Origin of the sequence: Gordonia sp. SMJS1 (assembly GCF_029866425.1) — a bacterium.
GTDB classification, from domain to species: Bacteria; Actinomycetota; Actinomycetes; order Mycobacteriales; family Mycobacteriaceae; genus Gordonia; species Gordonia hongkongensis.
Genome location: NZ_CP123381.1, coordinates 4,406,043 through 4,432,779 on the forward strand (window position 1 = coordinate 4,406,043; position 26,737 = coordinate 4,432,779).

A 26,737-nucleotide genomic window follows, 5' to 3' on the forward strand; every position below is an offset into this window, starting at 1 on the left:
AGCACGCACAGGGCGAACCCTGCGAGGGCCGGCAGCACGTACACGAGGTCCGCCACGCAGTCACTCTCCGATCACATCGACGTCCACCACTCGGTGGCCACGTCGAAGGATCACGCAGCCCGACGGGCCGCGAAAGAGCTCTTAACACTTTCCATACGCGGGCCACGCCGTTATTGATGCGGCGTTGACATCCGCGCGGAGCGGCGCGGGTTGCTACGCCGTAGGCGTGATGACGATCCCCACGCTGCCGTGATCGCCCCGGCGGAGCTTGCTGCCGAGCATGGTGATCTTGCCGAGGAGTCCGTACTTGTCGGCGATGGCCTTCTTGACGCGGCCGCTGTCCGCGGCGTCGAGCACCTCGGCGGTGCCGCTGACGGGTGCACCGAAAGTCTTGTGGCCCCGGACGTCACAGGCCTGCACGACGACGCGCGGATCGCGTCGCAGGCGCTTGACCTTCCACGAATCCGCGACGGTCCACATGACGAGTTGGTCGCCGTCGAGCGCCGCCCACAGCGGCGAGGTCACCGCGGTGCCGTCCTTGCGGTAGGTCGTCAGATTCACGTACTTGGCGGTGCCTGCTTCGCCGAATGTCGCCGCGCTCGAGGTCATGCGGCAATGCTACGGGCAAACAGTGTCTGCGCATGGCCGTCCGACGTGCCCGCGGGCCCGTTGATCTCGCCGAGGACTCCGGCGTCGCACAGGGTCGCCCAGGCGGTGACCTGGTTCGCCGACAGGACGGGCTTGCCGAGTTCGGCTTCGAGGCCGGCGAGGATGTCGTAGGTCCACAGGTTGGTGCAGGACACGAAGATCGCCTCGGCATCGGGATGGTCCGCGGCGCGGATCAGGTCGGCGGTCACGTGGTAGGGAATCGTCCAGATCTCGTGGTCGCGGCCGAGCCCGGCCTGCGCCACGACGCTCCGGCCTGATTCGGCGAGGAAGTCGCACAGCAGAGCGGTGAGGTTCGCCGTGTAGGGCGTCGCGACCGAAAGCGTACCGATGCCCAGTACATCGAGCGCACGGATCAGTGCCTCCGACGTCGTCACCGCCCGGTCGGCACCGGCCGCGACCATGCAGTTCGAGATCTCGAGCGCACCGGCCATCCCGTAAACGAAGCTGCCGGATGCGCAGGCGTAACCGAAGGCGCGCGGCCCGACCGACGAGACGGCCCGCACGGCGGCGGCGATCTCGGCGTGGTTGTTCAGGTCGCGGCACAGTTCCACGTCCACGGGCGCGTCGATGAAACCGGTGCGGGTGAAGTACAGCGACACCGAATCCGGCATCCACCGCCACAGCTCACGATCGAGAGCCATGTCGAACGGGCACACCATCCCGATACCGATCTGGGCCGTCATGCAGGGATGATGGCACATTGTCGGATTGTCTACAATTTGTGCAGGCCCGCCTCGCGCAACGCCGCTTCCACGTCCTCGCGGATCACGCAGCCGTAGGCGTGGTCGTTGACCATTCCCGTCGCCTGCATGAGAGCGAACATCGTGGTCGGACCGACGAACCGCCAGCCGCGCTTCTTCAAGTCCTTGGACAGAGCGAGCGACTCGGGCGAGGTCGTCATCGAACCCGGCACGTGGTCCCCGGCGGGGGCGTATTTCCAGAAATAGGACTCCAGCGACCCCTGCTCGTCGATCAGTTCGACGGCCCGGCGAGCATTGTTGATCGATGCCTCGATCTTGCCGCGGTGTCGGATGACGCCGGCGTCGGCGAGCAGCCTGGCGACGTCGGCGTCGGTGAAGCGTGCCACGCGCTCGATGTCGAATCCGGCGAACGCGGCCCGGAAGTTCTCCCGCTTGATCAGAATCGTCCGCCAGCTGAGCCCGGACTGGAAACCCTCGAGGCAGACACGCTCGAACAGCGCCGTGTCACCGGCTATCGGGAATCCCCACTCCGTGTCGTGGTAGGTGGTCTCCGGCTCACGCGCCGCCCACAGGCAACGCGCTCGACCGTCGGCGATCGTTATGGTGTCGTCAGGCATGCACGCCCCTCTCGTCGCGAGGAGGCTACTCCGCGACACCGACATCCCAGCTCATCGGCGGTTCGGGGGGTACGAGCGCCGCCGTTATCTCCCCGTTACCAAGTATTGCGAAAGCGTCCCGTTGTGTGTCGCGATGATCACTTTGCGCAGCGCGGGGCATAGCGTTGGACACATCGCAACTCGGCCACCCGGCGCAGTGCCGCCCGACGTGAGCCCCGAGAGCGGGACAATCCATCTGCGGCAAGGAGCTTCGTGATGAAAGACACCGAACTGAGCACTCTCCTCGCCCGGGTGGCCACCGGCGACATGGACGCGTTCGCGCAGTTCTACGACGCGACGTGCGACCGGGTCTACGGCATGACGCTGCGGGTCCTCCGCGATCCGGGCTACAGCGAGGAGGCCACCCAGGAGACGTTCCTGGCGGTCTGGCGCAATGCCGACGCCTACGATCCCGCGTCCGGCTCCGCACTGTCGTGGATTCTCACTCTCGCGCATCGTCGCGCGGTCGATCGCGTGCGCTCCGAGTCGGCGGCGACCCGCCGGACCGTCGCCTACGGCATCGCCGACACCGGTCGCGAGGTCGACGAGGTCAGCGAATCGGTGGAGCGACGCGAGATCGCCCGTCTGATCCACACCGGCCTGGAAACCCTCACCCCGCTGCAGCGCCAGGCGATCGAGCTCGCCTACTTCCATGGGCTCACCTACCGCGAGGTCGCCGAGCATCTCGACGTCGCCCTGCCGACCGTCAAGTCCCGCATCCGGGACGGCCTGATCAGACTCCGGCAGACCGTGCCGGTTCGCGTCGCCTGACACCACCCGCGCCAAGCCCCACCGGCCCGACCGACCCCGCTCGACGGCGATCACCCGCCAACCGAGTGGGGTCGACTCATGTCGGCACCCCGGACGAATCGGCTGTGGCGTCGACCACACAAATTTTGGGACGCAGGCCAGGTCACAGCCGTTACCACCTGGCGTTCGACGCGAATCCACCGACCACGTCTCCCGCCGCCCGGCCCGGACAGGCAAAATCATGGGTGGATGTCACGCGAGTCCATCCCCGTCGTGATATCGGTAAAACCGGACCCACAAGGCCGCACACACAAACGCGTCGACCAAGACAGAATCGAGAACACATCGCATGAGTGCCGAACAGCCGACCATCATCTATACGCTGACCGACGAGGCACCCATGCTCGCCACTCACGCGTTTCTACCGGTCGTGCGCACGTTCGCCGGGGCGGCCGGGATCGCCGTCGAGACCAGCGACATCTCCGTCGCGGCTCGCATCCTCGCCGAGTTCTCCGACCTCCTGCCCGATGACCAGAAGGTCACCGACAACCTGGGCGAGCTCGGCAAGCTGACCCAGAAGTCCGACACCAACATCATCAAGCTCCCCAACATCTCCGCGTCGGTCCCCCAGCTGCTCGCCGCCATCAAGGAGCTCCAGGGCAAGGGTTACGACCTGCCCGACTTCCCGGGCAACCCGAAGACCGACGAGGAGCGCGCGATTCGCGACCGGTACACCAAGTGCCTCGGTAGCGCCGTGAACCCCGTTCTGCGCGAAGGTAACTCGGACCGTCGAGCACCGAAGGCGGTCAAGGAGTACGCGAAGAAGCACCCGCACAGCATGGGTGAGTGGTCGATGGCTTCGCGCACCCACGTCGCCCACATGCGCGAAGGCGACTTCTACCACGGCGAGAAGTCGATGACCGTCTCCGGCGACCGCAAGGTCAAGATGGAGCTGATCACCGACTCCGGCGAGACCCTCGTGCTCAAGCCCGAGGTCACGCTGACCGACGGTGACGTCATCGACAGCATGTTCATGAGCAAGAAGGCCCTGATCAAGTTCTACGAGGAACAGATCGACGACGCCTACAAGACCGGCGTGATGTTCTCGCTGCACGTCAAGGCCACCATGATGCGCGTCTCGCACCCCATCGTCTTCGGGCACGCGGTCAAGGTCTTCTACCGCGAGGCCTTCGAGAAGCACGGCGAACTCTTCGACGAGCTCGGCGTCAACGTCAACAACGGGCTGTCGGATCTCTACAGCAAGATCGAGTCGCTGCCCAGCGCGCAGCGCGAGGAGATCATCGACGACCTGCACAAGTGCCACGAGCATCGCCCCGAGCTGGCGATGGTCGACTCGGCCCGCGGCATCACCAACTTCCACTCCCCCAGCGACGTCATCGTCGACGCCTCGATGCCGGCCATGATCCGCGCGGGCGGCAAGATGTACGGCGCCGATGGCCGGCTCAAGGACACCAAGGCCGTCAACCCGGAGTCGACCTTCTCCCGCATCTACCAGGAGATGATCAACTTCTGTAAGACCAACGGACAGTTCGATCCCACGACGATGGGCACGGTGCCCAACGTCGGTCTGATGGCGCAGAAGGCCGAGGAGTACGGCTCGCACGACAAGACCTTCGAGGTCCCCGCGGGCGGCACCGCCAACATCACCGATCTGGAGACCGGCGAGGTGCTGCTCACCCAGACCGTCGAAGAGGGCGACATCTGGCGTCTGTGCATCGTCAAGGACGCGCCCGTCCAGGACTGGATCAAGCTGGCCGTGAACCGGTGCCGCGATTCCGGGATGCCGGTGCTCTTCTGGCTCGACCCGTACCGCCCGCATGAGAACGAGCTGATCAAGAAGGTCCACAAGTACCTGCCGGATCACGACACCGAGGGCCTCGACATCCAGATCATGTCGCAGGTCCGCGCCATGCGGTACACCCTCGAGCGCGTCGTCCGCGGCCTGGACACCATCTCGGCGACGGGCAACATTCTGCGCGACTACCTGACCGACCTGTTCCCGATCCTGGAACTCGGCACCAGCGCCAAGATGCTGTCGATCGTCCCGCTGATGGCCGGCGGCGGACTCTACGAGACCGGCGCGGGCGGCTCGGCACCGAAGCACGTCAAGCAGCTCATCGAGGAGAACCACCTCCGCTGGGATTCGCTCGGCGAGTTCCTCGCGCTCGCGGTGAGCCTCGAGGACGTGGGCAAGAAGTTCGACGACAAGCGCGCCGTTCTCCTCGCGAAGGCCCTCGACACCGCCACCGGCAAGCTGCTCGAGAACGACAAGGGACCGTCGCGCAAGACCGGCGAACTCGACAACCGCGGCAGCCAGTTCTACCTGGCGCTCTACTGGGCTCAGGAACTCGCCGCGCAGACCGAGGACGACGAGCTCGCGAAGCACTTCTCGTCGCTGGCCGAAACCCTCGCGGCCAACGAGGACAAGATCGTCGAGGAGCTCAACGCGGTTCAGGGCGAGCAGGTCGACATCGGCGGCTACTACTACCCCGACTGGGACAAGACCGCCGCCGTCATGCGTCCGAGCACGACGTTCAACGAGGCACTCGCGAACGCGCAGCGCTGATCTGGAAGTCGGCGTGGGTCTCGAGTGAGGCCCACGCCGACTCATCAGACCCATTCGAACTGGATCAGACGCTGGCCGCAGATGCCCGTCGCGTCAACAACATTCGGCCCGTGGAGTAGTGCGTGCGATCGACAAGATCCTCGAGGGGCGGGAGCCGCAGCTGGGGTTGACCAGTCGTGCGGTGGTCACGGCCCGTCGTGCGCCCATCGTGCGTGTCGGCGGGCACAGGCAACGCGTCTATCGGGCCCGTAAAGTCGGCGCGGCCGCACGTAGTCCTCTCGATCTCTTCGGCGTACACACACCCTGCTAGCAAACAGGTCGAGGATCGGTCAGTCGGAGTAGCGGGGCACGACGGCGAACACCTCGATGTCGCGCGGTACCCCCTTGGCGCGGAATCGCCGACGACGAGTGGCGTACCGATCAGCGCCGGCGGCCTCGACGGTCGCTCCGCTGGCCAACAGCTCACCGGCTCCCGCCGCTGCCGCGACCCGAGCGGCGACGTTCACATCGACACCGAGGAAATCGTCACCGACCGCCCGCGGTTCGCCGGTGTGGAGACCGGCTCGCAGCTGTGGCCGGTAGTCCCCGACCGTCAGGGCACTCACGGCGACAATCACCTCGTGACCGGCCTCGATCGCTTCGACACCGTCGATGAACACGGCCATCGTCCCGTCGCCGAGATGTTTGACGATGCGTCCGCCGCGGCTGCGCACGATGTTCTCGGTGACGCCGTTGACGTCGCGCAGGAGTTGGAGGACCTGGTCGTCTCCGGCATGCAGGGCCCACGTCGAGAATCCGACGAGATCGGTGACCAAGATGGTGGCGGGGACTGGGGTGCGTTCGGATCGACGACGTCGTGTGGTCACCAACGCCTGCCACACCTGGATCGATGCGAGGCCGAGCTCTCGTATGGCACTGGGTTTCTCGGGCCGGGACTCGCTGATGAGGCGGGCCACGCGGTCGGATGCACGCGGCCCGGTGATCGGGTTCTCGTCGTGCGGGATCAGATCTCGTGCGGCGCGAGCCGCCTTGACGACCCCGGCCCTGGAGTCGGTGCGGGCCAGCAGGTCGGCCATCCGGCGCCCGGGTCCGGGACGGTCGGGATCGTCGCGTCGGACGGGAAGCCGGTCGCCCCGACGACGGGTCGACCCACCGGTCCTATCGTTCGCTGCGGAGGGCCCGTCCGGGCCGTCCGCGGCGGATGTCGCATCGTCCTCGGTCGGACCGGGATCCGGGAGACCGTCGCGGTCACGTGTCGAATCGTCGGCTCCGGTCACGCCTTGAGTCTAGTGGCCCCGCTCATCGCGAGACCGACACCGCCGCGGCCTCGGTGACACCGTTCCAAACGCTGAACAAGCCACACAACGCCGACCCACGTCGCACTGCGACGGGGCCCGATGTGACGACTGATGACGTCGACAGTCGCGAACATCGACAAGGTGATCCAGACGCAGAACAACACAAACAACGCGAAACCGATATAGAACGGCCAGTTGTCCGCGCGGCAATCAGCAGCGCATTCGGATAGTCCGGCCGTGGCCACCAGCACATCCACCATCTAATCGCCGCGGGCAGCCCTACCCGACGGCCTCGTCGAGGAGGACGACCGTGTCGACGAGCGCACCGCCTGCACACGGATCATGCCATCGAAATTCACTCATCCATCATTACGGTCGGCCCTCACAGGCGGGTCGTCATTAGTTCGAGTGGCGCTGTACGAACTACGCGAAGCGTGCTGCACCCGTTCGATCAGAATGGGGCGGCGGAAATGTAGAGCCATGTGCTGCGGTCACCCGCCTGGGGGTCGAACCAGACGGTGAGATGACCGCCCCACTCCCCCGCTGACGCCGGGTCGTTGTAGTCGCCAGCCGGCCGGCCACATGCCATCAGAGTCGGTGAGGGCGGCGGGCCGTGCCTCGACGGTGAGCGCATCGACGCCATATTCGGCGGATCGGTGGTCGCACAGTGCAGCCGTGACTGCCGAATGATCCTGTCGCGCAACATCGCACCGTCCGCTTTCACGACGACGTAAGCACTCGGTTTGCCTTGCAACTGCGATGTCACTTCCCCGTAGTTGATGGCGCTGTCGTTCAGGTGAACACCCATGGCTTCGGCGATCCGTTCAGCCCCGTCGGCGTCTTCTGTGACCGACACCTTGGACAGGCTGTCCTCGAACCACGACGAGCGAAGAGTGAGCCAACCAGCGGCACCGATGAGCACGATCGCGGCGGCGAAGGCGGTGATGATTCCACCGAGCACCCAGAAAAACAACACCTTGGTACGCACTCATCAACTGTGGCACGCCTACATCTGCCCGCCATCACCTGCACGCGCTGGCCGCGGCGACGCACCGCGTCTGAGCAGGTCGGGATTGACGACTCGGATGGCCTGGACGAAGGCAACGACGAGCGCTCCGTAGCTGCACACCGAGTACGGCCGGGGGCTGTGGGTGCTCATTGTGATTCGGGGGTCGTCTCGAATCCAGTAGGTGCAGCGCACGCCGAGGGGAAGGAGCTCGAATCGGTGAGACCAGTCGAGGCTGGGATGGAATGTGCTCACCACGTCTGGAGGCGGCGGTGGTATGAGCCTCCCCAGTTTGAGTGGACACCGAGATAGTGGGGCCAGGGGTCCTGCTGGAAGGATGTCGACATGTCCAGGAGGCGGTCGTTTACGCCGGAGTACAAGGCTCAGGCTGCTCGTCGGGTGATTGATGGTGGTCGGCCGATCACCGAGGTGGCTCGGGAACTCAATGTGCATGAGAATCTGCTGGGCAAATGGGTTCGGGCTGAGCGGCTTCGAGACGGCGTCGCCGATGATGTTCGCAAGGTGCCGCCCGACCAAGATCTGTCGGCGAGTGAACGCTCAGAACTGACCAGGCTGCGTGCCGAACTCGCCGAGAAGGACCGTGATATCGCATTCCTGAAAAAAGTATCGGCGTACTTTGCGGCGCAGCATCATCGGTGAGTCGTTTCGAACTCATCGCCGCGGAGTGCGCCAACCACGACGTGACGAAACTTGTTGCTCTCCTGGGTGTGTCGCGGTCCGGATTCTACGCGTGGGCAGATCGGCAACATCGTGTCGAGTTGACGCCCCGACAGCAGCGGCGCCGGGATCTGGAAGTGAAGATTCTGGCGCACTGGCAGGCCTCGCGACGCATCTACGGTTCACCGCGCATTACCGCCGATCTGCACGCTGAGGGGGTGGCGGTCTCGGAGAACACCGTCGCCAAGATCATGGCCGAGATGGGCATCGAGGGCATCAGTCCGCGCACGTTCAAGGTCAGGACCACCCAGGTCGATCCGGCCGCGTCGTTCCCGCCGGACCGGGTCGGCCGCGATTTCGATCGCGGCGGCATCAACCTGGTCTGGACCTCCGATATCACCTATCTGACCTGCGGCGAAGGGGACGCCTACCTGTGCGCGATCCGAGACGAGCACTCGCGTCGAGTGCTGGGCTGGTCGCTGGCAGATCACATGCGCACCGAGCTCGTCGAGGACGCGGTGGATGCTGCAGTGCTCACTCGTGGCGGTTCGGTGGCCGGCACCATTCTGCACAGCGACCGAGGCGGTCAGTACACCAGCTACGACATGGCTTCAGCGTGCCGTCGACATGGTTTGCAACGCTCGATGGGCGCGACCGGCATCTGCTGGGACAACGCCGGCGCCGAGTCGTTGTGGTCAACGGTCAAACACGAGAACTACAAGCGCCACGCGTACGGCAGCTACGCGAATCTTGCTGCCGGACTTGACAATTACATCCGATTCTACAACCATGACAGAAGGCATAGCTCGCTAGGGATGGTCTCACCTATCGACTTCGAAATCAGATCACACACAAGTCAGCAAACAAGCTAACCGTGTCCACTTTTTCAGGGGAACCTCAGTAGTTGCTCAGGGGAAAGCCGACGGGTACAAACCCATCACGCACCGAACACGTGTGACCGGGGTAGTCGTTGTAATCGTCGAGACTGGTCAACGCGAGGAAAGCAATTGCCCCGCAGATCGCCAGCACCGCAGAAACTGCGGCCGAAGATCGTCGGATGTTTCGGCCAGCGGCGCTGAAGGAGAGCCAGATGGTCCACGCCCAGAACATGAGCGCGAGGGCGACCGGTGGCGTGAGCAGAACGAAGAACCCTTCCACCGTCACTCGTTCTCTCGGCAGACCGCTACTACTCCGCAATCGTTCCACCTGACCCGGACTCCGATTGACCTCGATGTCCGCACCGGCTCAGGTCCTGCCGGAGGTGAACGAATGAGATTGGTCTCGCAGCGGTCCGCCTGAACCATTCTTCTTCAGCTTCGGCTTCGCCCACCCGGCTGATTACGGGGCGTGTATGACTGGGCACCCGAGCTCTACACCGGTCCACTCGAGCAGCCGTCGCTCGCCACCGTGCAGCACCTCCTCCATCCCAACGAGCCCGTCACAGGCTCACCAGTCACTCAGTCGAGCGGTACCGGTTAGGCGACCAGTTGTTGGCGGCTTCTGCCGACACCTAGGACTGTCCCGTCGTCTACCGTCGAAATCATGGCCGACGTCAACTTCTACTTCGACCCCGTCTGTCCGTTCGCGTGGATGACGAGCAAGTGGGTGCGAAAGGTACAGGCGCAGCGGGACTACACGGTGGAATGGCGGTTCATCTCGCTACGTCTGCTGAACGCACACGTCGATTACGACGCGCAGTTCCCGCCGGAGTACGAGGCCGGGCACACCGCCGGACTCCGCCTCCTGCGCGCGGCGGCGAGCATCCGCCGCGAACACGGACCGGCCGCCATCGGCCCGCTCTACGAAGCCCTCGGCACGCGGATCTTCGACGCGCACACCGGTTCCTACACCGTCGACACCACCGACTTTCGCGGTACCGCGGAGTTCCTCGGACCCGTCCTGGACGAACTCGGGTTGCCCGCGCACCACCTGAACGCCCTCGACGACGCCCAGTTCGACGCGGAGATCCAAACCGAGACCGACGAGGCCCTGTCCCTGACCGGTCGTGATGTGGGTACGCCGATCATCCACTTCCAGCCGCCCGAGGGAGTTGCATTCTTCGGGCCCGTGATCAGCCGTCTACCCGGTGACGACGACGCGGTCGTGCTGTGGGACCACGTGATCGGGCTGGCGAGCTTCCCGGGTTTCGCCGAGCTCAAGCGGAGCCTGCGGGAGAAGCCACAACTGCGGGCCTTCGGAGTGACCGACGGCGAGGCGGGTGTCGAGGAGGACTGGCACGGCGGGAGTCGGCGCACCAAGAAGTGAGCCGCCCCGGCGTCTACTTGAACGGATTGAGCGTCCGGCCGAGGAAGTACTGGATACCCGGCGGAATGGGACGCACGGCCGTCGTGACCAGCTTGTTCACCATGCCGGTCACGCACACCGCGTCGCCCTTCATCACCGCGTTCCACCCCTCGCGCACGACGTCCTCCGGCTCCTGCCACAGCACGCCGGGCAGGCGATCGGCGGTCTCGCGGGTCTCCGCACCCATCGCATCGTGGAACTCACTCCTGGTGAAACCGGGACACAGCGCCGTCACGTGGATGCCGTGCGGTTTCAGCTCCATGTCCAGGGACTGGGACATCAGCAGCACATACGACTTGATCGCGGAGTAGAGCAGGCCCTCCGCCGGAGGCAGCAGCGCCGTGATGGACGAGACGTTCACGATCCGCCCCCACCGGCGCTTCTTCATCCCCGGGAGCACGCGGTGGGACAGCTCGGTCAGCGAGGTCAGCATCAACTGCAGCTGCCCTCCGACCTCCTCCCACGGCGTCTCGGCGAACTTGGTGCTCAGCGACCATACCGGCGTTGTTGATCAGCACGTCGATGTCCAGCCCGAGTTCATCGGCGCGCTCGATGATCGCGGCCGGCGTGCCGGGTTCGGACAGATCCCCGGCGAACACCTCACAGCGAACGCCGTGCTCGCGATGTAGTCGCTCGGACAACTCGTCGAGCCGTTCGGCCCGACGGGCGACCAGCAGTAGGTCGTACCCTTCCGCGGCGAGATGTTCCGCGAACGTCTTGCCGATCCCGGCGGAGGCGCCGGTGATCACGGCGGTGCGGTGGTCGAATGAACTGCGTCGATCCGAGGACATGCGCCGGCTTTCTGTCGATGGACGATGCCGCGAGTAGTACCAGACCGCGCGTCCCTCGTCGGATCACGACAGGCGAGTTTGTTCCAACGAACAGGCTCAGGGAACGTGTCCGTACGGGTGCCAGCCGGACGGATTCCACTTGCCGCCGCGTTCTTGCCGGACCTCGCGCAGGCTGGTACCCACATACCGGGCCTCGAGTTCGGCGTCGGGTTTCCCGGTGTACACCCACCGCTTCGGATCCAGGTTTCCCTCGGCGTCGCGGTAGGACTCCCAGTAGTCGACGCGATGGACGGCCCGGACGAGATCGTCGGCGAACACCAGCACCGGTAGATCGGGGACGGTTCGGTGCGGCCCCGCACGCCAAGCGCTGCGAGCGGATTCGTAGATCACCTCGGCAGTGGCGTCGCTGCGGGCGGACTCGTCGACCTTCACCAGCACGCACACGTCGGGCAACGGCGGCGACACCGGCGCCGCATGTCGCAGGATCAGCTCCTCGATGCGCCACGGCCCCTGTGCATCCGGCGTCTCCGGAAGTTCCGATCCGGCCAGAGCGACGACGTCGACTACCGTGCGTCGTAGCGAAAGCGCGTGCGCTGCAGCCGAATCGACAGAATCTACATCGTACCGCAGAATCCAGTGTTCGACGCCGAACCCGTCGGCGTCGATGTCGCGGATACGCTCGGAGATGGCGGCCGCGACCTCGGCCGGATCGTCGTCGCCGACGATGTCGGCAGGGTCGGGTGCGTCGCCCGCCAGCGCGGCGGCGGTATGGCGGTATACGCGGTTCCCGCGGCCGGCGTCGACATGGAACACCGTGGCGTCACGCGGATCGACCAGTGCATAGACGTAACTACCGAGCACCGTTTGCGCTTCGTGGGGAACAGGTTTCGGGGCACCGGGCGCGGGGACGCCGACCGGCCGCAGCAGGGTGAGGACCTCGTCGACCACCGAAGGGCGGACCCCGAGCCCCCCGGCGGTGATCCCGCCGAAGACGACCTCGCCGGCGCGCTCCCGGTCGACGAATCGTCGGCCGGCGAAACGGTCGACGGCGCGCACCACATCGGCGACCTCGGCGCGCCGGGCCGCCGCACTGCGGGAGAACGTGCGCTCGTCATCCGGGTCGAGCATCTCCGCGAACGCCGACGACGACAAGAAGTCGCCGAGCGCCGTCCGGGGCAGCTCGACCGCATCGATCCTGTTCACCGCCATGGTCGCATGATGCCAGCACCCGACACGCAAACCCGCGAAGCGCTAGTGTACGTTTGTACATGTACATTCGTACATTAACTTGGAAGGGTAGTGATGACCGAGGCAGCGCCCCGCCGCCGACGAGATCCCGAGGAACGGCGACGCACCATTGTCGAGGCCGCCGCCACGCTCATCACCGAGGTGGGCTCCGAGGGGCTCACCCACCGGCTCGTCGCGAAACGTGCCGGTGTGCCGCTCGGTTCGACGACGCAGTACTTCGCCACGCTCGACGATCTGCGCGAGGCAGCGCTCGCCCGCCTGGCCGACGACATCGACTCCGGCCTGGCCGAGGTGGCCGAGACCCTCGCCGAACACGGCCCAGCCGCGGCGGTCTTCGCCGAGACGCTCCACGACTATCTGTCCGACGAGCGGTTGATCCGCGCCGACCTCGCGCTCGTGTCGGCCGCCGTCCTCGATCCCGCGCTCCGCCCGCTCGCGGTTCGCTGGCCCGACGGGCTGGTCGAGATCCTCATCCCGCACGTCGGGCAGACGGCCGCTCGCGCGATCGCCGCGTACACCGACGGCGTGGCCATACACGCACTCCTCTACGGGACGCCGCTGTCCCTCGACGACCTGACCGCCACCCTGACGGCCCTGACCGGGCTGCCCTCCCCCGAGCACGACCGGAGCCGACGATGACCCAGCGATCCGCCACCGAGACCACCAGCGCAGACGGCCTGTCCTTCCGGCGCCGATGGGCGTCGGCCGCCGTGTTGTCGGCCAGCCTGCTGGTCATCACCGTCGACCTCACGATCCTCAACGTCGCACTCCCCGACCTGGCCGGCGACCTGCGCCCGACCGCCGATCAGCAGCTGTGGATCATCGACGCCTACTCGCTCGTCCTGGCCGGCCTGCTGCTCTCCATGAGTTCACTGGCCGACCGGTGGGGCCGAAAACGGATGCTGGTCACCGGCTTCGCGGTGTTCGGTGGGGCCTCGGCACTGGTCCTGCTGGCCGAGTCACCCGAGGCGGTGATCGCGGTCCGGGTGCTGCTGGGCGTCGGCGGCGCGATGATCATGCCGACCACGTTGTCCCTGCTGCGCAGCATCTTCACCGACCCCGCCGAGCGTGCGACCGCCCTCGGGCTCTGGGCCGCGGTGTCGGGCCTCGGTGCGGCCGTCGGGCCGATCGTCGGCGGAGTTCTGCTCGAGTACTTCTCGTGGCGCGCCGCGTTCCTCGTCAACGTCCCGCTGATGGCGGTCGCCATCGTGGCCGCAGTGCTGATCCTGCCGGAGTCGAAGCACCCGCAGCCGGGCCGGTGGGACGCCGTCGGTGCGCTGATGTCGATCGCCGGCATGGTCGCCCTGGTCTGGGCCATCAAGCGGTTCGCCAAGGAGGAGAGCCTCCTCGCACCGGCCGCCTGGGTGGCCCTGATCGGCGCGGTCCTCATCCTGGCCCTGTTCGTCCGACGCTGCATGCGACGCACCGAGCCGCTTCTCGACGTCTCGTTGTTCCGCAGCCGGCCGTTCAGTGCGGGTGTTCTCGCCGCGCTCGGCTCGATGTTCGGACTGGCGGCGGCGCTCTTGCTGCTGGCCCAGTGGCTCCAGTTGGTCGAGGGCCACTCCCCGATCGCGGCCGGTGTGCGGCTGTTGCCGGTGGCGGGAGCGGCGATCGTGTCCTCGATGATCGCCGCCCCGCTGTCCCGGATGATCGGAGCCCGAGCCGTCGTGGCCGGCGGTATCGGCATCGCCGGCGTCGGGATGGCGCTGATGTTCCTCGGTTCCGACGGCCTCGACTACGGCACCGTCGCCACCGCCCAGGTGTTCGTCGGATTCGGCATCGGATCACTGGCCATCGCATCGGCGATGATCATGGCCGGCACCCCGGATGCCAAGGCGGGCAACGCCGCCGCGCTGGAAGAGACCGCCTACGACCTGGGCAATGTGCTCGGGGTCGCGATCCTCGGCAGCGTGGCGTCGATCATCTACCGGACCACGCTGACGGCCGAGCCCGTCCCCGGCGTACCCGCCGAGGTGACCGACGCGGCCGGCGAATCCCTCGGCGCCGCCATGGGTCTCGCCGAAGCCGCCGGGGCACCGGGCCTCGCGGAGCGGGCGGCGGCCGCGTTCACCGACGCCATGCAGCAGACGAGCCTGGTCGGCGGGGTCACGCTGGTCGCCGTCGCCGTGGCCGTCTTCGCGCTCGTGCCGCGCGGCACGGATGTCACGGCCGCGCAGCACTGACGTAGTCGTGCCTGTCATCCGGGCGGGGTGACGAGCTCCCGGTTGAGACGGTCGAGAAGTTCTGCGATCCGCTTCGGCTGATCGTGCGGAGCCAGGTGGCCGCAGTCGTCCAGGACTTTCAGCTCGACGTCGAGCCGCGCATGTACCACCTCAGCCAGCCGCAGTGTCGGCAAGAAGACGTCATGGTCGCCGGAGACCACCATCAAGGGGCGGTCCGTCGGCAATTCATCAGACGGCCCCGGCGCCAGACTCGTACGGCAGTGTCCGGCAACCAGATCCATCCATGCGATCAGCGCGGGATCGACGTTTCTGTCCGGCGCCGTCATCATTCGCAGCAGATCATACGAGCGTTCCGGCCGAGGCGAGGCCAGCCATGAGACGGTTGTGCGCAATGTCCGAGGCGAGACCGCCAAACGGGTGATGCCCGCAGGTGACACGAGTAGGCGTCCGGCGATCAGCGATGAGGCACCGGCCAACGCGATCGCAGCCCCGAGCGAGTGACCCAGCACGATCACCGGATGGGCGACCGTCGCGCCGAGCACCTCGTCGAGCCACCGCCCGTAGGCAGGGATCCGACCGCGTCGCCGCGGACGTTCCGGTGCACTTGTCCCCGGCTGGCCGGGCACGTCCAGACTGATGACGTCGTTGTTCCGCGCGAGTTCGGACAGCAGCGGGATCATCGTCGCCGAGTTCATGTTCGTACCCGGCACCACGACGACAGTGCGCCGGTCGGCGGGTGCCGCCGTCCCGGGGTCGGGAGACCGGGATGCAACGATCCTGGTCCGCCCCGCCGACGTCTGGACTTCCCATTGCGCGGCAACACAATCTGCTGCCGACAACCGGATCTCGCACCATCGTCGGATTACGTCGCGGCCGGATTCGGTCTTGTATGCGGTGATCATCAGGAAATCCCATCGGCGCGTCTTCACGGCACACGGCATCGATGATCAGCCCGGCAAGGGATGACAACGACACACGTGCAGCCGACCAGACTTCCCGGCACTCCACCCGCCACGATAGCAACGGTCGAGACGCAACCGCAGACGATGAGGTCTAGACTCGGACGGGTGCCAGCCTTCAGCCCCCTCGAATGGCCGGTGTTCCGCCAGTTGCGGTCGGGCGACGTCTTCGGGCGCGGACCGGCGGTCACCTCGGCGAGGACACGCGGCATCGAACCGCGCACCGCCACCGCGGACCGTGTGGTCCAGAGCGTGTGCCCGTTCTGCGCGGTGGGTTGCGGGCAGAAGGTGTACGTCAAGGACGAGCGGGTGGTCCAGATCGAGGGCGACCCGGACTCCCCGATCTCCCGCGGGCGCCTCTGTCCCAAGGGCGCGTCGAGCGAGCAGTTGGTCAACAACCCGATGCGGCAGACCTCGATCCGCTATCGGGCCGCGTACGCGACCGAGTGGCAGGACCTGGATCGCGACACCGCGATCGACATGATCGCCGACCGTTTCCTCGAGGCCCGACGCCGTGGCTGGCAGGACCGCGACGACGAGGGCCGACTGCTCCGGCGGACCACCGGTGTCGCCTCGCTCGGCGGTGCCACCCTCGACAACGAAGAGAACTATCTGATCAAGAAGCTCTTCACCGCGGCGGGCGCGATCCAGATCGAGAACCAGGCCCGCATATGACACTCCGCCACGGTTCCCGGTCTGGGGGCCTCGTTCGGACGCGGCGGCGCCACGCAATCACTGCAGGACATGGCCAACGCCGATTGCATCGTTCTCATGGGCGGCAACATGGCCGAGGCGCACCCGGTGGGTTTCCAGTGGGTGTCGGAGGCGAAGGCCAAGGGCGCGACGATCATTCACGTCGATCCGCGTTTCACCCGTACCTCTGCGGTGGCCGACCGGCACATCTCCATCCGGGCCGGCTCTGACGTCGTCCTGCTCGGTGCGCTCATCAACTACGCCATCACGCACGAGAAGTACTTCCGCGAGTACGTCGTCGCCTACACGAACGCCGCCACCCTGATCGCCGCGGATTTCCGCGACACCGAGGATCTCGACGGCCTGTTCTCCGGCTTCGACGCGGAGACCGGCGAATACGACGCCACCAGTTGGGCTTACGAGGAACCGTCCGCCCACTCCGACGACGGTGGCCGCGACAGCGAGGACGGCAAGGTCGAGTCGCCCGGCCACCCGGACGACGGGCCGCGGGTGAAGGACCGCGCGGTGGGGCACGAGCATGGCTCCGGCGGGCCGCCGCTGGAACACGGGGCGACAGTGCGCGATGACACCCTGGAACACCCGCGCAGCGTGTTCCAGATCGTCAAGCGTCACTACTCGCGCTACACACCCGAGATGGTGCGCGACATGTGCGGGATCTCGGTGCGCGACTTCGAGTATCTGGCCCGGGCCGTCACCGACAACTCCGGCCGCGAGCGCACCACGTGCTTCGGGTACGCGACCGGCTGGACCCAGCACACCTTCGGCGCGCAGTTCATCCGCGCCGCGTCGGTTCTGCAACTCCTGCTCGGCAACGTCGGGCGCCCCGGCGGCGGCATCATGGCCCTCCGCGGACACGCGAGCATCCAGGGGTCCACCGACATCCCGACGCTGTTCAACCTGCTGCCCGGGTATCTGCCGATGCCCTCGGCGGGCAAGCATGACAGTTTCGCCGACTACATCGACGCGATCACGTCGAAGGCCGAGAAGGGTTTCTGGGCCAACGCCGAGGACTACATGGTGAGTCTTCTCAAGGCGTGGTTCGGGGATGCCGCAACCGCCGAGAACGACTGGTGTTACGACTACCTGCCCCGGCTCACCGGGCCCGCCGGGACCTTCCAGACGACGGTCGACATGCTCGCCGACAAGGTCGACGGTTACTTCGTCCTCGGCCAGAACCCGGCGGTCGGATCGGCCAACGGGCGCCAGGCGCGGATGGCGATGTCGCACCTCAAATGGCTCGTCGTCCGCGACCTCAACATGATCGAGACGGCCACCTGGTGGAAGGAGGGCCCGGAGATCGAGTCCGGCGAGCTGCGCACCGAGGACATCGCCACCGAGGTGTTCTTCCTCCCCGCGGCCACGCATGTGGAGAAGGCCGGCTCGTTCACGCAGACCCAGCGCATGGTGCAGTGGCGCCACCAGGCGGTCGAGCCACCGGGTCAGTGCCAGAGCGAGATGGACTTCTTCTTCGAGCTCGGGCGGCGCATCCGCGAACGCCTCGCCGAGTCGACCGACGAACGTGACCGCCCGCTGCTCGACGTCACATGGGACTATCCCCTCGACGACCACGGCAACCCCGACCCCGAAGCGGTGCTGTCGGAGATCAACGGCTACCACGTGAACGGCGAAGACGCCGGCTCGAACCTCACGTCCTACACCCAGATGAAGCGCGACGGCTCGACCGCGGGCGGCTGCTGGATCTACACCGGGGTCTACACCGGCGCGGACACCGACGGGCCGTCGAACCTGGCCGCACGCCGGGTCCCGCAGGGCGGCGGCGGGGTCACCCAGCACGAGTGGGGCTGGGTGTGGCCGGCGGATCGTCGAATCCTCTACAACCGTGCGTCGGCCGACCCCGACGGCCGCCCGTGGAGCGAACGCAAGCGGTACATGGAATGGGACGCCGACGCCGGGCGGTGGGTCGGTCCCGACGTGCCCGACTTCCCTGTCGACCTGGCTCCCGATGCTCGTCCCGACCCGTCGGTCGGCGGCGTCGAAGCCCTCTGCGGCGACGACCCGTTCGTCATGCAGGCCGACGGGAAGGGCTGGCTCTACGCCCCGCGCGGGCTGGTCGACGGCCCGTTGCCGACGCACTACGAACCGCAGGAATCCCCGGTGGTCAACGCGCTGTATCCCCAGCAGCAGTCGCCATCGCGAGTCCTGTTCCCCCGCACGGACAATCTCGACGCACCCAGCGGCGAGAGCCCCGGCTCCGAGGTGTACCCGTTCGTGTTCACGACGTACCGGCTCACCGAGCACCACACCGCGGGTGGCATGAGCCGCTGGACGCCGTACCTGACGGAACTGCAGCCGGAGATGTTCTGCGAGATCTCACCCGAACTCGCCGAAGAGCGGGGCCTCACCAACGAGGGCTGGGCGACGATCGTGTCGCCGCGCGCCGCGATCGAGGCGCGGGTGCTCGTGACCGACCGCATGATGCCGCTGACCATCAACGGCCGGCAGGTGCATCAGGTGGGTCTCCCCTATCACTGGGGCGTGGGTTCCAACGCCGTGATCAGCGGCGACGCCGCCAACGATCTGATCGGGGTCACACTGGATCCGAACGTGCAGATCCAGGAGTCCAAGGTGGGCTCGTGCGACGTCATCGCCGGGCGCCGGCCGCAAGGCCGGGCACTGCTCGACCTGGTGCGTGCCTACCAGGAGCGGGCCGGGGTCACCGTCGAGACCGACAACCAGCACATCACCGGGAAGGCGGAGGAGTAGATGGGACAGCTGTCCGGGCCATCCGATCCCAGCACCGACGCGCACTGGAACACCCACAAGGAGCGCAAGGGGTTCTTCACCGACACCTCGATCTGCATCGGCTGCAAGGCCTGCGAGGTGGCGTGCAAGGAATGGAACGGCAACCCGCGCGACGGCGACCTCGCCCTCACCGGGATGTCGTACGACAACACCGTCGCCCTCGGCGCGAGCACCTGGCGCCACGTCGCCTTCATCGAGCAGAATTCCGACCGCATCGCCGAGGCCCGCGAGTCCGGGCGTGCGCTCGTCGGACTGGGCATGCCCGCGATGCCCGGCTCCTCGCCTGAAGATCGTTCGTCTCTGCCGACCAGGCCCTCTCCCCTGCCGGCTGAGCCGGCGAGGAGCGAAGCGACGAGCCGAGTCGAAGTCCCCGACACCCCCGAGTTCCGCTGGCTGATGTCGTCGGATGTCTGCAAGCACTGCACCCACGCCGGGTGCCTCGACGTCTGTCCGACCGGCGCGCTGTTCCGCACCGAGTTCGGCACCGTCGTGATCCAGGACGACGTCTGCAACGGCTGCGGGACGTGCGTGGCCGGATGTCCGTTCGGCGTCGTCGAGCGCCGGGCCGACGGCACCGCCGCGCCGACGACCCGCTCCGGCGAACGCAAGGGCGAGCAGCCCGAGGTGCCCAAACGCGGTGTCGCGCAAAAGTGCACGCTCTGCTACGACCGGTTGCTCGACGACGAGACACCGGCTTGCGCGAAGACCTGCCCGACCACGTCGATCAAGTTCGGCGACCACGACGACCTCGTCGACGACGCGCACGCCCGCGTCCGGGCGCTGCACGAGCAGGGCATGACCGAGGCGCGGCTCTACGGCGCCAACCCGAACGACGGTGTCGGCGGCACCGGATCGGTGTTCCTGCTGCTCGACGAGCCGGAGGTCTACGGACTGCCGCCGGACCCGCGGGTGTGCACCGCGGACCTGCCGGCCATGTACAAGCGCGCCGGGATCGCGGCGGCCGGAATGCTGGCCGCCGCCGCACTCTCGTTCCTACGGGGCGGCCGATGACCTCGTCGGAGTTCGACTCCTTCCGTCCGCCGGAGCCGCCCCGGCGGCGCGGCCGGGGTTTCGGCCGTGGCGGAAAACGCAGACCGGGTAGAGGTTTCGGGCAGGGCGACGGCAACCGTGAGATGTCGATGGTGCCCGATGCCGAATTCACCTCGTATTACGGGCATCCCGTCGTCAAGCCACCACCCTGGGACGAGAAGGTGGCCGCCTACCTGTTCCTCGGCGGTGTCGCCGGCGGCTCCGGCGTCCTGGCCGCCGGGGCCCAGCTCACCGGGCGGGACGCGTTGCGCCGCAACGCCCGCCTCGGTGGTCTGGGTGCCGTGGGTCTGGGCGGGATCGCGCTCGTCGCCGACCTCGGACGGCCGGACCGGTTCTACAACATGTTGCGCACGTTCAAGGTGACGTCGCCGATGAGCGTCGGTTCCTGGATGCTGTCGGCGTTCAGCGGGGCACTCGGCGTCGCGGCGGTCGCCGAGGTCGACCGGATGACCGGTGCGCGGCTGCCGCTCGGGCCGCTTCGTGCGGTGTTGCGCGCCGTCGAGGCCCCCGCCGGGCTGGCCGCCGGGCTGGCGGGTCCGCCGCTCGCGGTGTACACCGCGGTCCTGCTCTCCGATACCGCCGTGCCGACCTGGAACGCCATGCACCGGGACCTGCCGTTCGTGTTCGTCAGTTCCGCGAGCCTGGCGTCGAGCGGGCTGGCGCTGGTCACCACGCCGGTCGGTCAGGCCGGGCCGGCACGGACTCTCGCGGCGCTGGGCGTGGTCGGCGACCTCGTCGCGATGCGACTCACGGAGCGACGGATGGACCCGGTCGCCGCCGAACCGCTCCACCACGGAAAGGCCGGCACCCTGCTGCGCTGGAGCGAGCGACTCGCCGTCGCCGGCGGAGTGGGCGCGTTGCTCAGCGGGCGCTCCCGCCCCCTGGCGGTCGTCTCGGGACTCGCACTGCTCGCCGCGTCGGCCTGCACGCGATTCGGCGTCTTCGACGCCGGCATCGAGTCGGCCAAGAACCCCCGCTACACGATCGAACCGCAGAAGCGCCGCCTCGCGGCCCGTCGTGCCGCCGGAATCACCGACGACTCGATCACCACCGGGCCGCCCGCGCCCTGAGCGGTGCCCACTGAGGAGCGCCGCCCCCTGCTGCTCCCTGAGCGCCAGCGCCGCACTCCGCTCCCGAGCGCAAGCGCCACCCCCTCCGCTCTCTATCCGAAAAAGGCGGTCCCCATTGCTCCCTGAGGTGCGAGGAGCGCAAGCGACGAGCCACGAAGGGCCTGGTGAGACACGTTGCGTGACCCTTCGTGGCTCGCTTCGCTCGCACCTCAGGGAGCATGTTTTTCGGACGTTCACGAGTGTTCTTTCGTGGTCCACAACGGCCGCCAGGCCCCCGCTCCCTGAGGAGCGCCCGGAGCTTGCGGAGGGCGCGTCACGAAGGGTCTTGGCGACCGAGTCAGCGAACCCGGATACCCATCCCCGCAACCGTCTCGGCGACCCCACCGCTCCCTAATCCGAAAGAGGCGCATAACCCCTGCTCCCTGAGGTGCGAGGAGCGCAAGCGACGAGCCACGAAGGGTCAGCGCACCGTGATCCCGAAGCCCGCCACCGTCTCGCCGATCACCGGGTAGCCCGGGACCTCGCCGACCACGAGCAGCCCGCCCGAGGTCTGTGCGTCCGCGAGGAACAGCAGGTCGTCCTCGGCGACACCGGAACCGACCGTGAGGTGCGGACGCACCCAGTCGAGATTGCGGCGGGTACCCCCGGACACGAAACCGTCCCGAAGTGCCTGCGCCGCCCCGTCGACCGCGGGCACCGAAGCGCGGTCGACTACCGCGCCGACCCCCGACGCGCGGCACAGTTTGTGCAGATGCCCGAGCAGGCCGAAGCCGGTCACGTCGGTCGCCGCGCGGACGCCGGCCGCGACCGCGGCGCTCGACGCATCGCGATTGAGCGTCGTCATCAGGGCGATCGCCTCGTCGAACACCTCGCCGGTCTGCTTGTGCCGGTTGTTCAACAGTCCGACCCCGATCGGTTTGGTCAGGGTGATCGGCAGCCCCGGCTCGGCCGCGTCGTTGCGCAACAACCGGCCGGGTTCGGCCACCCCTGTCACCGCCATGCCGTACTTCGGTTCCGGATCGTCGATGGTGTGCCCGCCGATCACCGGACAGGCGGCCTGCGCCCCGACGTCGAGACCGCCGCGCAGCACCTCGGTCATCAGCTCCATCGGCAGCACCTCCCGCGGCCAGCCGACCAGGTTGATGGCGACGACGGGGGTGCCGCCCATGGCATAGATGTCCGACAGCGCGTTGGCCGCGGCGATGCGGCCCCAGTCGTACGGATCGTCGACGACCGGGGTGAAGAAGTCGGCGGTGGAGAGCACCGCGACGTCGTCGCGGATACGCACTGCCGCGGCGTCGTCGCCGTCGTCGAGTCCGACGATGATGTCGTCGCCGACCTGGCCGGTGAGTCCCGCGACCGCCTGCTCGAGCTCGCCCGGCGGGATCTTGCACGCGCATCCACCACCGTGGGCGTAGCCGGTCAGTCGGATGGGTGTCTCGCTTCGCACGGTCACCGTGTCGAGGGTAGCCCTCCGGTAATCTCCGATGCTGTCCTCCGGCGATCGCTACCATCGGGCTCATGAGGCAAGCAGACGGCGAGTACTACGTCACGGCCGGCGAGCTGCAGGCGTTCTGGGAATCCGGTCACCACTACTGGTACATGCGGGAGGACGGGTCGACCGACCTGTACGCCGACGAACTCGATATCACCCACGGCTGGCCCATCTTCCTGATGAAGCGCGACGAGGAGTGGTTTGCGAAGTGGGACGGCGATTTTGAGCGTGCCGTCGATGACGATCTCAACCCGAAGTTGATCCGCCACTTCGAGGAACTCATCACCGAGGGCAACTGGCCGCACCGGCAGGACTGACCCGGCCGCACGTCGGATAGGTTGGGACCGCGTGGAGGCGTATGGGTCCTGGTGGGCTCCCCGGTCTTCAAAACCGAGGAGGTCGAGTATCTCGGCCTGGCGGGTTCGATTCCCGTCCGCCTCCGCCAGGGGGGTCGACCGTGACCCCCGCCGGCTGAGCCGGTGACGAGCGAAGCGAGAGCCACCCCCGCCGGCTGAGCCGGAGACGAGCGAAGCGAGAGCCCACCCCCCGCCGGCTGAGCCGGTGACGAGCGAAGCGAGGAGCCGTGTCGAAGCCCCCCGTCACCGATCCGCGCCGTCGAATTCCGCGAACCGACGCACTGTTGGCCCTGCCCGCGGTGTCCGCGGCGCGTGCACGACTGGGCGACACAGCGATTCGCGACATCATTCGCCAGGCCCAGGACGCGGCCCGCCGCGGCGAGACGCCACCGGATGACGTCGAGCGGATCGTCGTGGAATCGGTCAGCGCGTCGTATGCCTCGTCGATCCGCCCCGTGCTCAACGCCACCGGGGTCGTCGTGCACACGAACCTCGGGCGGGCACCGCTGTCACCCGCGGCGCTCGACGCCGTCGGCGCGGCGTCGGGTTACGTCGACGTGGAACTCGATCTCGAGTCCGGCACCCGGTCGAAGCGCGGGGCGGCCACCCGCAGCGCTCTCCTACGAGCCTGTCCCGCAGCGGAAGACGCGCTGATGGTCAACAACGGTGCGGCCGCATTGGTACTGGCGACGACCGCGCTGGCGGCCGGGCGTGCAGTCGTCATCAGTCGTGGCGAGATGATCGAGATCGGCGCAGGTTTCCGGCTCACCGAACTGATCGCGTCGACAGGCGCCCGGTTACACGAGGTCGGCACCACCAACCGCACCCACGCACGCGACTACGCCGACGCCCTCACCGACGACGACGTCGGAGCAATTCTCAAGGTGCATCCGAGCAACTTCCGGGTCGAGGGCTTCACCAGCGAGACATCGCTCTCCGAGCTGCGCGGCCTCGCCCGGGCGCACGGCGTGCCCGTCGTCGCCGACATCGGCAGCGGACTCCTGCAACCCGACCCGCTGCTGCCCGACGAACCCGACGCCACCACGACACTCGAATCCGGCGCCGACCTCGTCATCGCCAGCGGCGACAAACTCCTGGGCGGACCACAGGCCGGACTCCTCCTCGGCGATGGAGCGCTCGTTCAGCGTCTCGCGAAACACCCACTCGCACGGGCCGTTCGCGCGGACAAGCTGGCACTGGCTGCGATGGAGGCAACCGTCGGCGGGCCACGACCCCCCGTCTGGGAATACCTCCACGCCGATCCCGACAGACTTCGCGTGCGTACCGAATCCCTGGGCACGGCAGTCGGATTCCCGATCGTCGCCCATGACGGACGGGTGGGTGGCGGTGGCGCACCCGGCGTGCCGCTGCCGGGGTGGGCGGTGCGGCTTCCGGTCGCAACGGCCGCCCGCCTACGCGTCGGCGATCCGGCCGTCCTACCCCGCGTTCACGACGACGCGTGTCTGGTGGACCTGCGCTGCGTTCCCGAAGCCGACGACGTGCGGGTACTCGCCGCGATCCGACAGGCTCTGGGCGCGTCGTGAAGTCGCGCTCGTGAAGTACGTGGTGGCCACCGCCGGACACGTGGACCACGGGAAGTCCACACTGGTGCGTGCTCTGACCGGGATCGAGCCGGACCGATGGGAGGAGGAACGACGCCGCGGGCTGACGATCGACCTCGGTTTCGCCTGGACCACACTGCCTTCCGGTGCCGACGTGGCCTTCGTCGACGTCCCCGGCCACGAGCGGTTCATCCCGAACATGCTGGCCGGCCTGGGCCCGGCGCCCGTCGTCCTGTTCGTCGTCGCCGCGGACGAGGGATGGAGCGCCCAGTCCGACGACCACCGTGATGCCGTCGCCGCCCTCGGCATCGAGTACGGGCTGCTGGTCATCACCCGAGCCGACCGGGCCTCGCCCGACCGCGTTCGTGAAGTGATCGATCTGTCGCGTGATCGCCTCAGCCGCACCGGCCTTTCCGATGCGCCGGCGGTCGTGGTGTCGGCGCCCGATCGCGTCGGAATCGACGAACTGCGCACACGGCTCGACGCCGTCTTGGCCGGGACATCACCGCCGTCGACCTCGGGGCGTGTCCGGTTCTGGATCGACCGGGTCTTCACCCGCACCGGCGCCGGCACCGTCGTCACCGGCACCCTATCCGCCGGGACCATCTCGGTCGGCGACACCCTGGACCTGCTCACGGTTGACGGCCGCCGGCGACTCGATGTCCGTGGATTGCAGAGCGAGGGTGCAACTCTCACCAGCGCCGGCCCGGTCAGCCGAGTCGCGATCAATCTGCGCGGCGTCGGCGTCGACGACGTCTCGCGCGGCGACGCACTCGTGACGCCCGGAGCCTGGCACACCTCCGCAGTCGCCGATGTCCGGCGCGTGAGCGGCATGTCCTTCGAGGAGGCACCGGAACACCTCGTCGCACACATCGGCACAGCGGCGCTACCGGTTCGGTTGCGCCCCTTCGACGGCGACCACGCGCGTGTGACCCTCGCCCGTGCCGTGCCGATGTCGCGGGGCGATCGGGTGGTGCTCCGGGATCCCGGCCAACGGATTGTTGGCGGTGGCGTCGTGCTGCACCCCGATCCCCCGGCGCTGACCCGGCGCGGCGACGCAACACGGCGCGCTGCCTCGCTGGCGGCCATGTCCGACGGCGCCGGGGCCGCCGAAGAAGTGCATCGGCGTGGCGCGATGCGCGTCACCGATCTGACGCGACTCGGCCTGGTCGACGACGCCGAGCCCGCTCCCCACGGCGTACGAGTGATCGGCGAGTGGTGGGTCGCCGAAACCTCCCTCACCGCCTGGGCGGAACGGCTTCACGCCGCCGTCCGCGAACTACATCAACGGGACCCGTTGTCGGCCGGGCTCTCTGCGGCCGGCGCACCCGCGCTGCTCGGGCTCCCGGACACGACGCTGCTGGCGACCGTCATCTCGGAAGCCGGGCTGTCATCGTCCGACGGGCACCTGGCAATCCCGGGTCACAAGCCCTCCCTGGGTGATGCCGACGACGCGGTCAGCGCACTGGAGCGCCGGCTCGCCGACCACCCGTTCCGTGCACCCGAGGCCGATGACCTCACCGCACTCGGCTTGGGCGCCCGAGAACTCGCCGCCGCCGAGCGCACGGGCCGAATTCTCCGTTTGCGCGACGGTGTCGTGCTGTTGCCGACCGCCCCCGCCCTGGCGATGCGCATCCTCGCCTCGCTCGATCAGCCGTTCACCACCAGCGCCGCTCGTCAGGCGCTCGGAACCACTCGGCGCGTGGTCATTCCGCTACTGGAGTACCTCGACGCCCGCGGTTGGACCCGCCGTCTTGACGCCGGGCACCGGGAGGTCGTGCGCTGAGCAACGGGCGGTGGTCCTGTCGTACAGGTCGCCGTGTGAATCGCGGGAAGAGCTTCCGTCCGAGGCCCCTACCACACGACACCGACAAGTCGACATCAACGAATAGCATTG

Annotated in this window: 22 protein-coding genes, 1 tRNA gene and 1 pseudogene; 14 read left to right on the forward strand and 10 right to left on the reverse strand. The window is 67.7% G+C overall.

Features of this window, described 5'->3' with window-relative positions:
- Window positions 1-213: 213 nt before the first annotated feature.
- The 3 genes from QAD21_RS19975 to QAD21_RS19985 are packed head-to-tail and all read right to left on the reverse strand — an operon-like array spanning window position 214 to window position 1,987.
- Entirely contained in the window at window positions 214-609 is a 396-nt protein-coding gene (locus QAD21_RS19975) for a PPOX class F420-dependent oxidoreductase (protein WP_068971209.1), read from the reverse strand.
- Window positions 606-1,352, reverse strand: a complete 747-nt coding sequence (locus QAD21_RS19980; RefSeq protein ID WP_280360178.1) for an Asp/Glu/hydantoin racemase — start codon at window positions 1,350-1,352, stop codon at window positions 606-608. Before QAD21_RS19980 ends, QAD21_RS19975 begins: the two co-directional genes overlap by 4 nt.
- Before the next feature lie 29 nt (window positions 1,353-1,381).
- Window positions 1,382-1,987 carry a DNA-3-methyladenine glycosylase I gene (locus QAD21_RS19985; protein ID WP_280360179.1) on the reverse strand — a complete coding sequence of 202 codons (606 nt, stop codon included), beginning with the start codon at window positions 1,985-1,987 and terminating at the stop codon, window positions 1,382-1,384.
- A 255-nt stretch (window positions 1,988-2,242) separates the two neighbouring features.
- Between QAD21_RS19985 and sigK the strand changes: the two genes are divergently transcribed.
- Both sigK and QAD21_RS19995 read left to right on the forward strand, forming a co-directional pair.
- Window positions 2,243-2,797, forward strand: coding sequence for an ECF RNA polymerase sigma factor SigK (sigK, locus tag QAD21_RS19990; RefSeq protein ID WP_058249824.1), 555 nt, complete (start codon window positions 2,243-2,245; stop codon window positions 2,795-2,797).
- A gap of 328 nt (window positions 2,798-3,125) precedes the next feature.
- Window positions 3,126-5,363 carry an NADP-dependent isocitrate dehydrogenase gene (locus QAD21_RS19995; protein WP_280360180.1) on the forward strand — a complete coding sequence of 746 codons (2,238 nt, stop codon included), beginning with the start codon at window positions 3,126-3,128 and terminating at the stop codon, window positions 5,361-5,363.
- Between the two features lie 329 nt (window positions 5,364-5,692).
- Here QAD21_RS19995 and QAD21_RS20000 read toward each other — a convergent pair whose 3' ends face one another.
- Together QAD21_RS20000 and QAD21_RS20005 are read right to left on the reverse strand one after the other, a co-directional pair.
- The gene (locus QAD21_RS20000; protein ID WP_205333914.1) at window positions 5,693-6,640 is read right to left on the reverse strand and encodes an adenylate/guanylate cyclase domain-containing protein; all 948 of its coding nucleotides are present in this window, start codon (window positions 6,638-6,640) and stop codon (window positions 5,693-5,695) included.
- 472 nt (window positions 6,641-7,112) lie between these two features.
- Window positions 7,113-7,649: a hypothetical protein gene (locus QAD21_RS20005; protein WP_280360181.1), complete on the reverse strand. Its 537-nt coding sequence runs from the start codon at window positions 7,647-7,649 to the stop codon at window positions 7,113-7,115.
- 363 nt (window positions 7,650-8,012) lie between these two features.
- Here QAD21_RS20005 and QAD21_RS20010 point away from each other — a divergent pair, with 363 nt between their 5' ends.
- Together QAD21_RS20010 and QAD21_RS20015 are read left to right on the forward strand one after the other, a co-directional pair.
- Window positions 8,013-8,327 carry a transposase gene (locus tag QAD21_RS20010; protein WP_068969944.1) on the forward strand — a complete coding sequence of 105 codons (315 nt, stop codon included), beginning with the start codon at window positions 8,013-8,015 and terminating at the stop codon, window positions 8,325-8,327.
- Window positions 8,324-9,217 carry an IS3 family transposase gene (locus tag QAD21_RS20015; RefSeq protein WP_165630008.1) on the forward strand — a complete coding sequence of 298 codons (894 nt, stop codon included), beginning with the start codon at window positions 8,324-8,326 and terminating at the stop codon, window positions 9,215-9,217. The genes QAD21_RS20010 and QAD21_RS20015 overlap by 4 nt, the downstream gene beginning before the upstream one ends.
- Window positions 9,218-9,242: 25 nt before the next feature.
- Here QAD21_RS20015 and QAD21_RS20020 read toward each other — a convergent pair whose 3' ends face one another.
- Window positions 9,243-9,503 carry a hypothetical protein gene (locus tag QAD21_RS20020; RefSeq protein ID WP_205333953.1) on the reverse strand — a complete coding sequence of 87 codons (261 nt, stop codon included), beginning with the start codon at window positions 9,501-9,503 and terminating at the stop codon, window positions 9,243-9,245.
- A gap of 384 nt (window positions 9,504-9,887) precedes the next feature.
- Between QAD21_RS20020 and QAD21_RS20025 the strand changes: the two genes are divergently transcribed.
- A complete protein-coding gene (locus tag QAD21_RS20025) occupies window positions 9,888-10,610 on the forward strand; it encodes a hypothetical protein (RefSeq protein ID WP_068971106.1) in 723 nt (240 codons plus the stop codon).
- 13 nt (window positions 10,611-10,623) lie between these two features.
- Here the strand turns inward: QAD21_RS20025 and QAD21_RS20030 are convergent.
- Both QAD21_RS20030 and QAD21_RS20035 read right to left on the reverse strand, forming a co-directional pair.
- Window positions 10,624-11,440, reverse strand: a pseudogene (locus QAD21_RS20030) (SDR family oxidoreductase).
- Between the two features lie 96 nt (window positions 11,441-11,536).
- Window positions 11,537-12,634 (reverse strand): GIY-YIG nuclease family protein, encoded by a 1,098-nt coding sequence (locus tag QAD21_RS20035; protein ID WP_205333967.1) that lies wholly within the window; start codon window positions 12,632-12,634, stop codon window positions 11,537-11,539.
- Window positions 12,635-12,742: 108 nt separating this feature from the next.
- On the opposite strand from QAD21_RS20035, the gene QAD21_RS20040 reads away from it, so the two are divergent.
- The gene (locus tag QAD21_RS20040) at window positions 12,743-13,327 is read left to right on the forward strand and encodes a TetR family transcriptional regulator (RefSeq protein WP_068971108.1); all 585 of its coding nucleotides are present in this window, start codon (window positions 12,743-12,745) and stop codon (window positions 13,325-13,327) included.
- A complete protein-coding gene (locus QAD21_RS20045) occupies window positions 13,324-14,871 on the forward strand; it encodes an MFS transporter (RefSeq protein ID WP_205333954.1) in 1,548 nt (515 codons plus the stop codon). The genes QAD21_RS20040 and QAD21_RS20045 overlap by 4 nt, the downstream gene beginning before the upstream one ends.
- A gap of 14 nt (window positions 14,872-14,885) precedes the next feature.
- Here QAD21_RS20045 and QAD21_RS20050 read toward each other — a convergent pair whose 3' ends face one another.
- Window positions 14,886-15,773, reverse strand: a complete 888-nt coding sequence (locus QAD21_RS20050) for an alpha/beta hydrolase (RefSeq protein ID WP_068971115.1) — start codon at window positions 15,771-15,773, stop codon at window positions 14,886-14,888.
- Window positions 15,774-15,938: 165 nt separating this feature from the next.
- Between QAD21_RS20050 and fdh the strand changes: the two genes are divergently transcribed.
- From fdh to nrfD, 3 genes are read left to right on the forward strand one after another with little or no spacing between them, the layout of a single operon-like run.
- Window positions 15,939-19,268 carry a formate dehydrogenase gene (gene fdh, locus QAD21_RS20055; RefSeq protein ID WP_277243149.1) on the forward strand — a complete coding sequence of 1,110 codons (3,330 nt, stop codon included), beginning with the start codon at window positions 15,939-15,941 and terminating at the stop codon, window positions 19,266-19,268.
- On the forward strand, window positions 19,269-20,318 hold the full coding sequence (locus tag QAD21_RS20060) for a 4Fe-4S dicluster domain-containing protein (RefSeq protein WP_205333957.1): 1,050 nt from the start codon (window positions 19,269-19,271) through the stop codon (window positions 20,316-20,318).
- Entirely contained in the window at window positions 20,315-21,427 is a 1,113-nt protein-coding gene (nrfD, locus tag QAD21_RS20065) for an NrfD/PsrC family molybdoenzyme membrane anchor subunit (protein ID WP_137810376.1), read from the forward strand. The genes QAD21_RS20060 and nrfD overlap by 4 nt, the downstream gene beginning before the upstream one ends.
- A gap of 460 nt (window positions 21,428-21,887) precedes the next feature.
- Here the strand turns inward: nrfD and selD are convergent, their stop codons facing one another.
- Window positions 21,888-22,883 carry a selenide, water dikinase SelD gene (gene selD, locus QAD21_RS20070; protein ID WP_137810377.1) on the reverse strand — a complete coding sequence of 332 codons (996 nt, stop codon included), beginning with the start codon at window positions 22,881-22,883 and terminating at the stop codon, window positions 21,888-21,890.
- Between the two features lie 65 nt (window positions 22,884-22,948).
- Between selD and QAD21_RS20075 the strand changes: the two genes are divergently transcribed.
- From QAD21_RS20075 to selB, 4 genes are all read left to right on the forward strand, one after another.
- The gene (locus tag QAD21_RS20075; protein WP_137810378.1) at window positions 22,949-23,239 is read left to right on the forward strand and encodes a hypothetical protein; all 291 of its coding nucleotides are present in this window, start codon (window positions 22,949-22,951) and stop codon (window positions 23,237-23,239) included.
- Window positions 23,240-23,272: 33 nt separating this feature from the next.
- Window positions 23,273-23,367 (forward strand) — tRNA-Sec (locus tag QAD21_RS20080).
- A 138-nt stretch (window positions 23,368-23,505) separates the two neighbouring features.
- On the forward strand, window positions 23,506-24,822 hold the full coding sequence (gene selA / locus QAD21_RS20085) for an L-seryl-tRNA(Sec) selenium transferase (protein WP_068971196.1): 1,317 nt from the start codon (window positions 23,506-23,508) through the stop codon (window positions 24,820-24,822).
- Between the two features lie 10 nt (window positions 24,823-24,832).
- The gene (selB, locus tag QAD21_RS20090) at window positions 24,833-26,626 is read left to right on the forward strand and encodes a selenocysteine-specific translation elongation factor (RefSeq protein WP_068971197.1); all 1,794 of its coding nucleotides are present in this window, start codon (window positions 24,833-24,835) and stop codon (window positions 26,624-26,626) included.
- Window positions 26,627-26,737 lie beyond the last annotated feature (111 nt).

What these genes read in the sequence shown, in the direction of transcription:
- nrfD (WP_137810376.1), top strand. Translation starts at nt 20,315, where the DNA reads ATGACCTCGTCGGAGTTCGACTCCTTCCGTCCGCCGGAGCCGCCCCGG.
- QAD21_RS19975 (WP_068971209.1), bottom strand. Translation starts at nt 609, where the DNA reads ATGACCTCGAGCGCGGCGACATTCGGCGAAGCAGGCACCGCCAAGTAC.
- QAD21_RS20060 (WP_205333957.1), top strand. Translation starts at nt 19,269, where the DNA reads ATGGGACAGCTGTCCGGGCCATCCGATCCCAGCACCGACGCGCACTGG.
- QAD21_RS20025 (WP_068971106.1), top strand. Translation starts at nt 9,888, where the DNA reads ATGGCCGACGTCAACTTCTACTTCGACCCCGTCTGTCCGTTCGCGTGG.
- QAD21_RS19985 (WP_280360179.1), bottom strand. Translation starts at nt 1,987, where the DNA reads ATGCCTGACGACACCATAACGATCGCCGACGGTCGAGCGCGTTGCCTG.
- QAD21_RS20045 (WP_205333954.1), top strand. Translation starts at nt 13,324, where the DNA reads ATGACCCAGCGATCCGCCACCGAGACCACCAGCGCAGACGGCCTGTCC.
- QAD21_RS19995 (WP_280360180.1), top strand. Translation starts at nt 3,126, where the DNA reads ATGAGTGCCGAACAGCCGACCATCATCTATACGCTGACCGACGAGGCA.
- QAD21_RS20010 (WP_068969944.1), top strand. Translation starts at nt 8,013, where the DNA reads ATGTCCAGGAGGCGGTCGTTTACGCCGGAGTACAAGGCTCAGGCTGCT.
- sigK (WP_058249824.1), top strand. Translation starts at nt 2,243, where the DNA reads ATGAAAGACACCGAACTGAGCACTCTCCTCGCCCGGGTGGCCACCGGC.
- QAD21_RS19980 (WP_280360178.1), bottom strand. Translation starts at nt 1,352, where the DNA reads ATGACGGCCCAGATCGGTATCGGGATGGTGTGCCCGTTCGACATGGCT.
- QAD21_RS20050 (WP_068971115.1), bottom strand. Translation starts at nt 15,773, where the DNA reads ATGATCACCGCATACAAGACCGAATCCGGCCGCGACGTAATCCGACGA.
- QAD21_RS20040 (WP_068971108.1), top strand. Translation starts at nt 12,743, where the DNA reads ATGACCGAGGCAGCGCCCCGCCGCCGACGAGATCCCGAGGAACGGCGA.
- QAD21_RS20075 (WP_137810378.1), top strand. Translation starts at nt 22,949, where the DNA reads ATGAGGCAAGCAGACGGCGAGTACTACGTCACGGCCGGCGAGCTGCAG.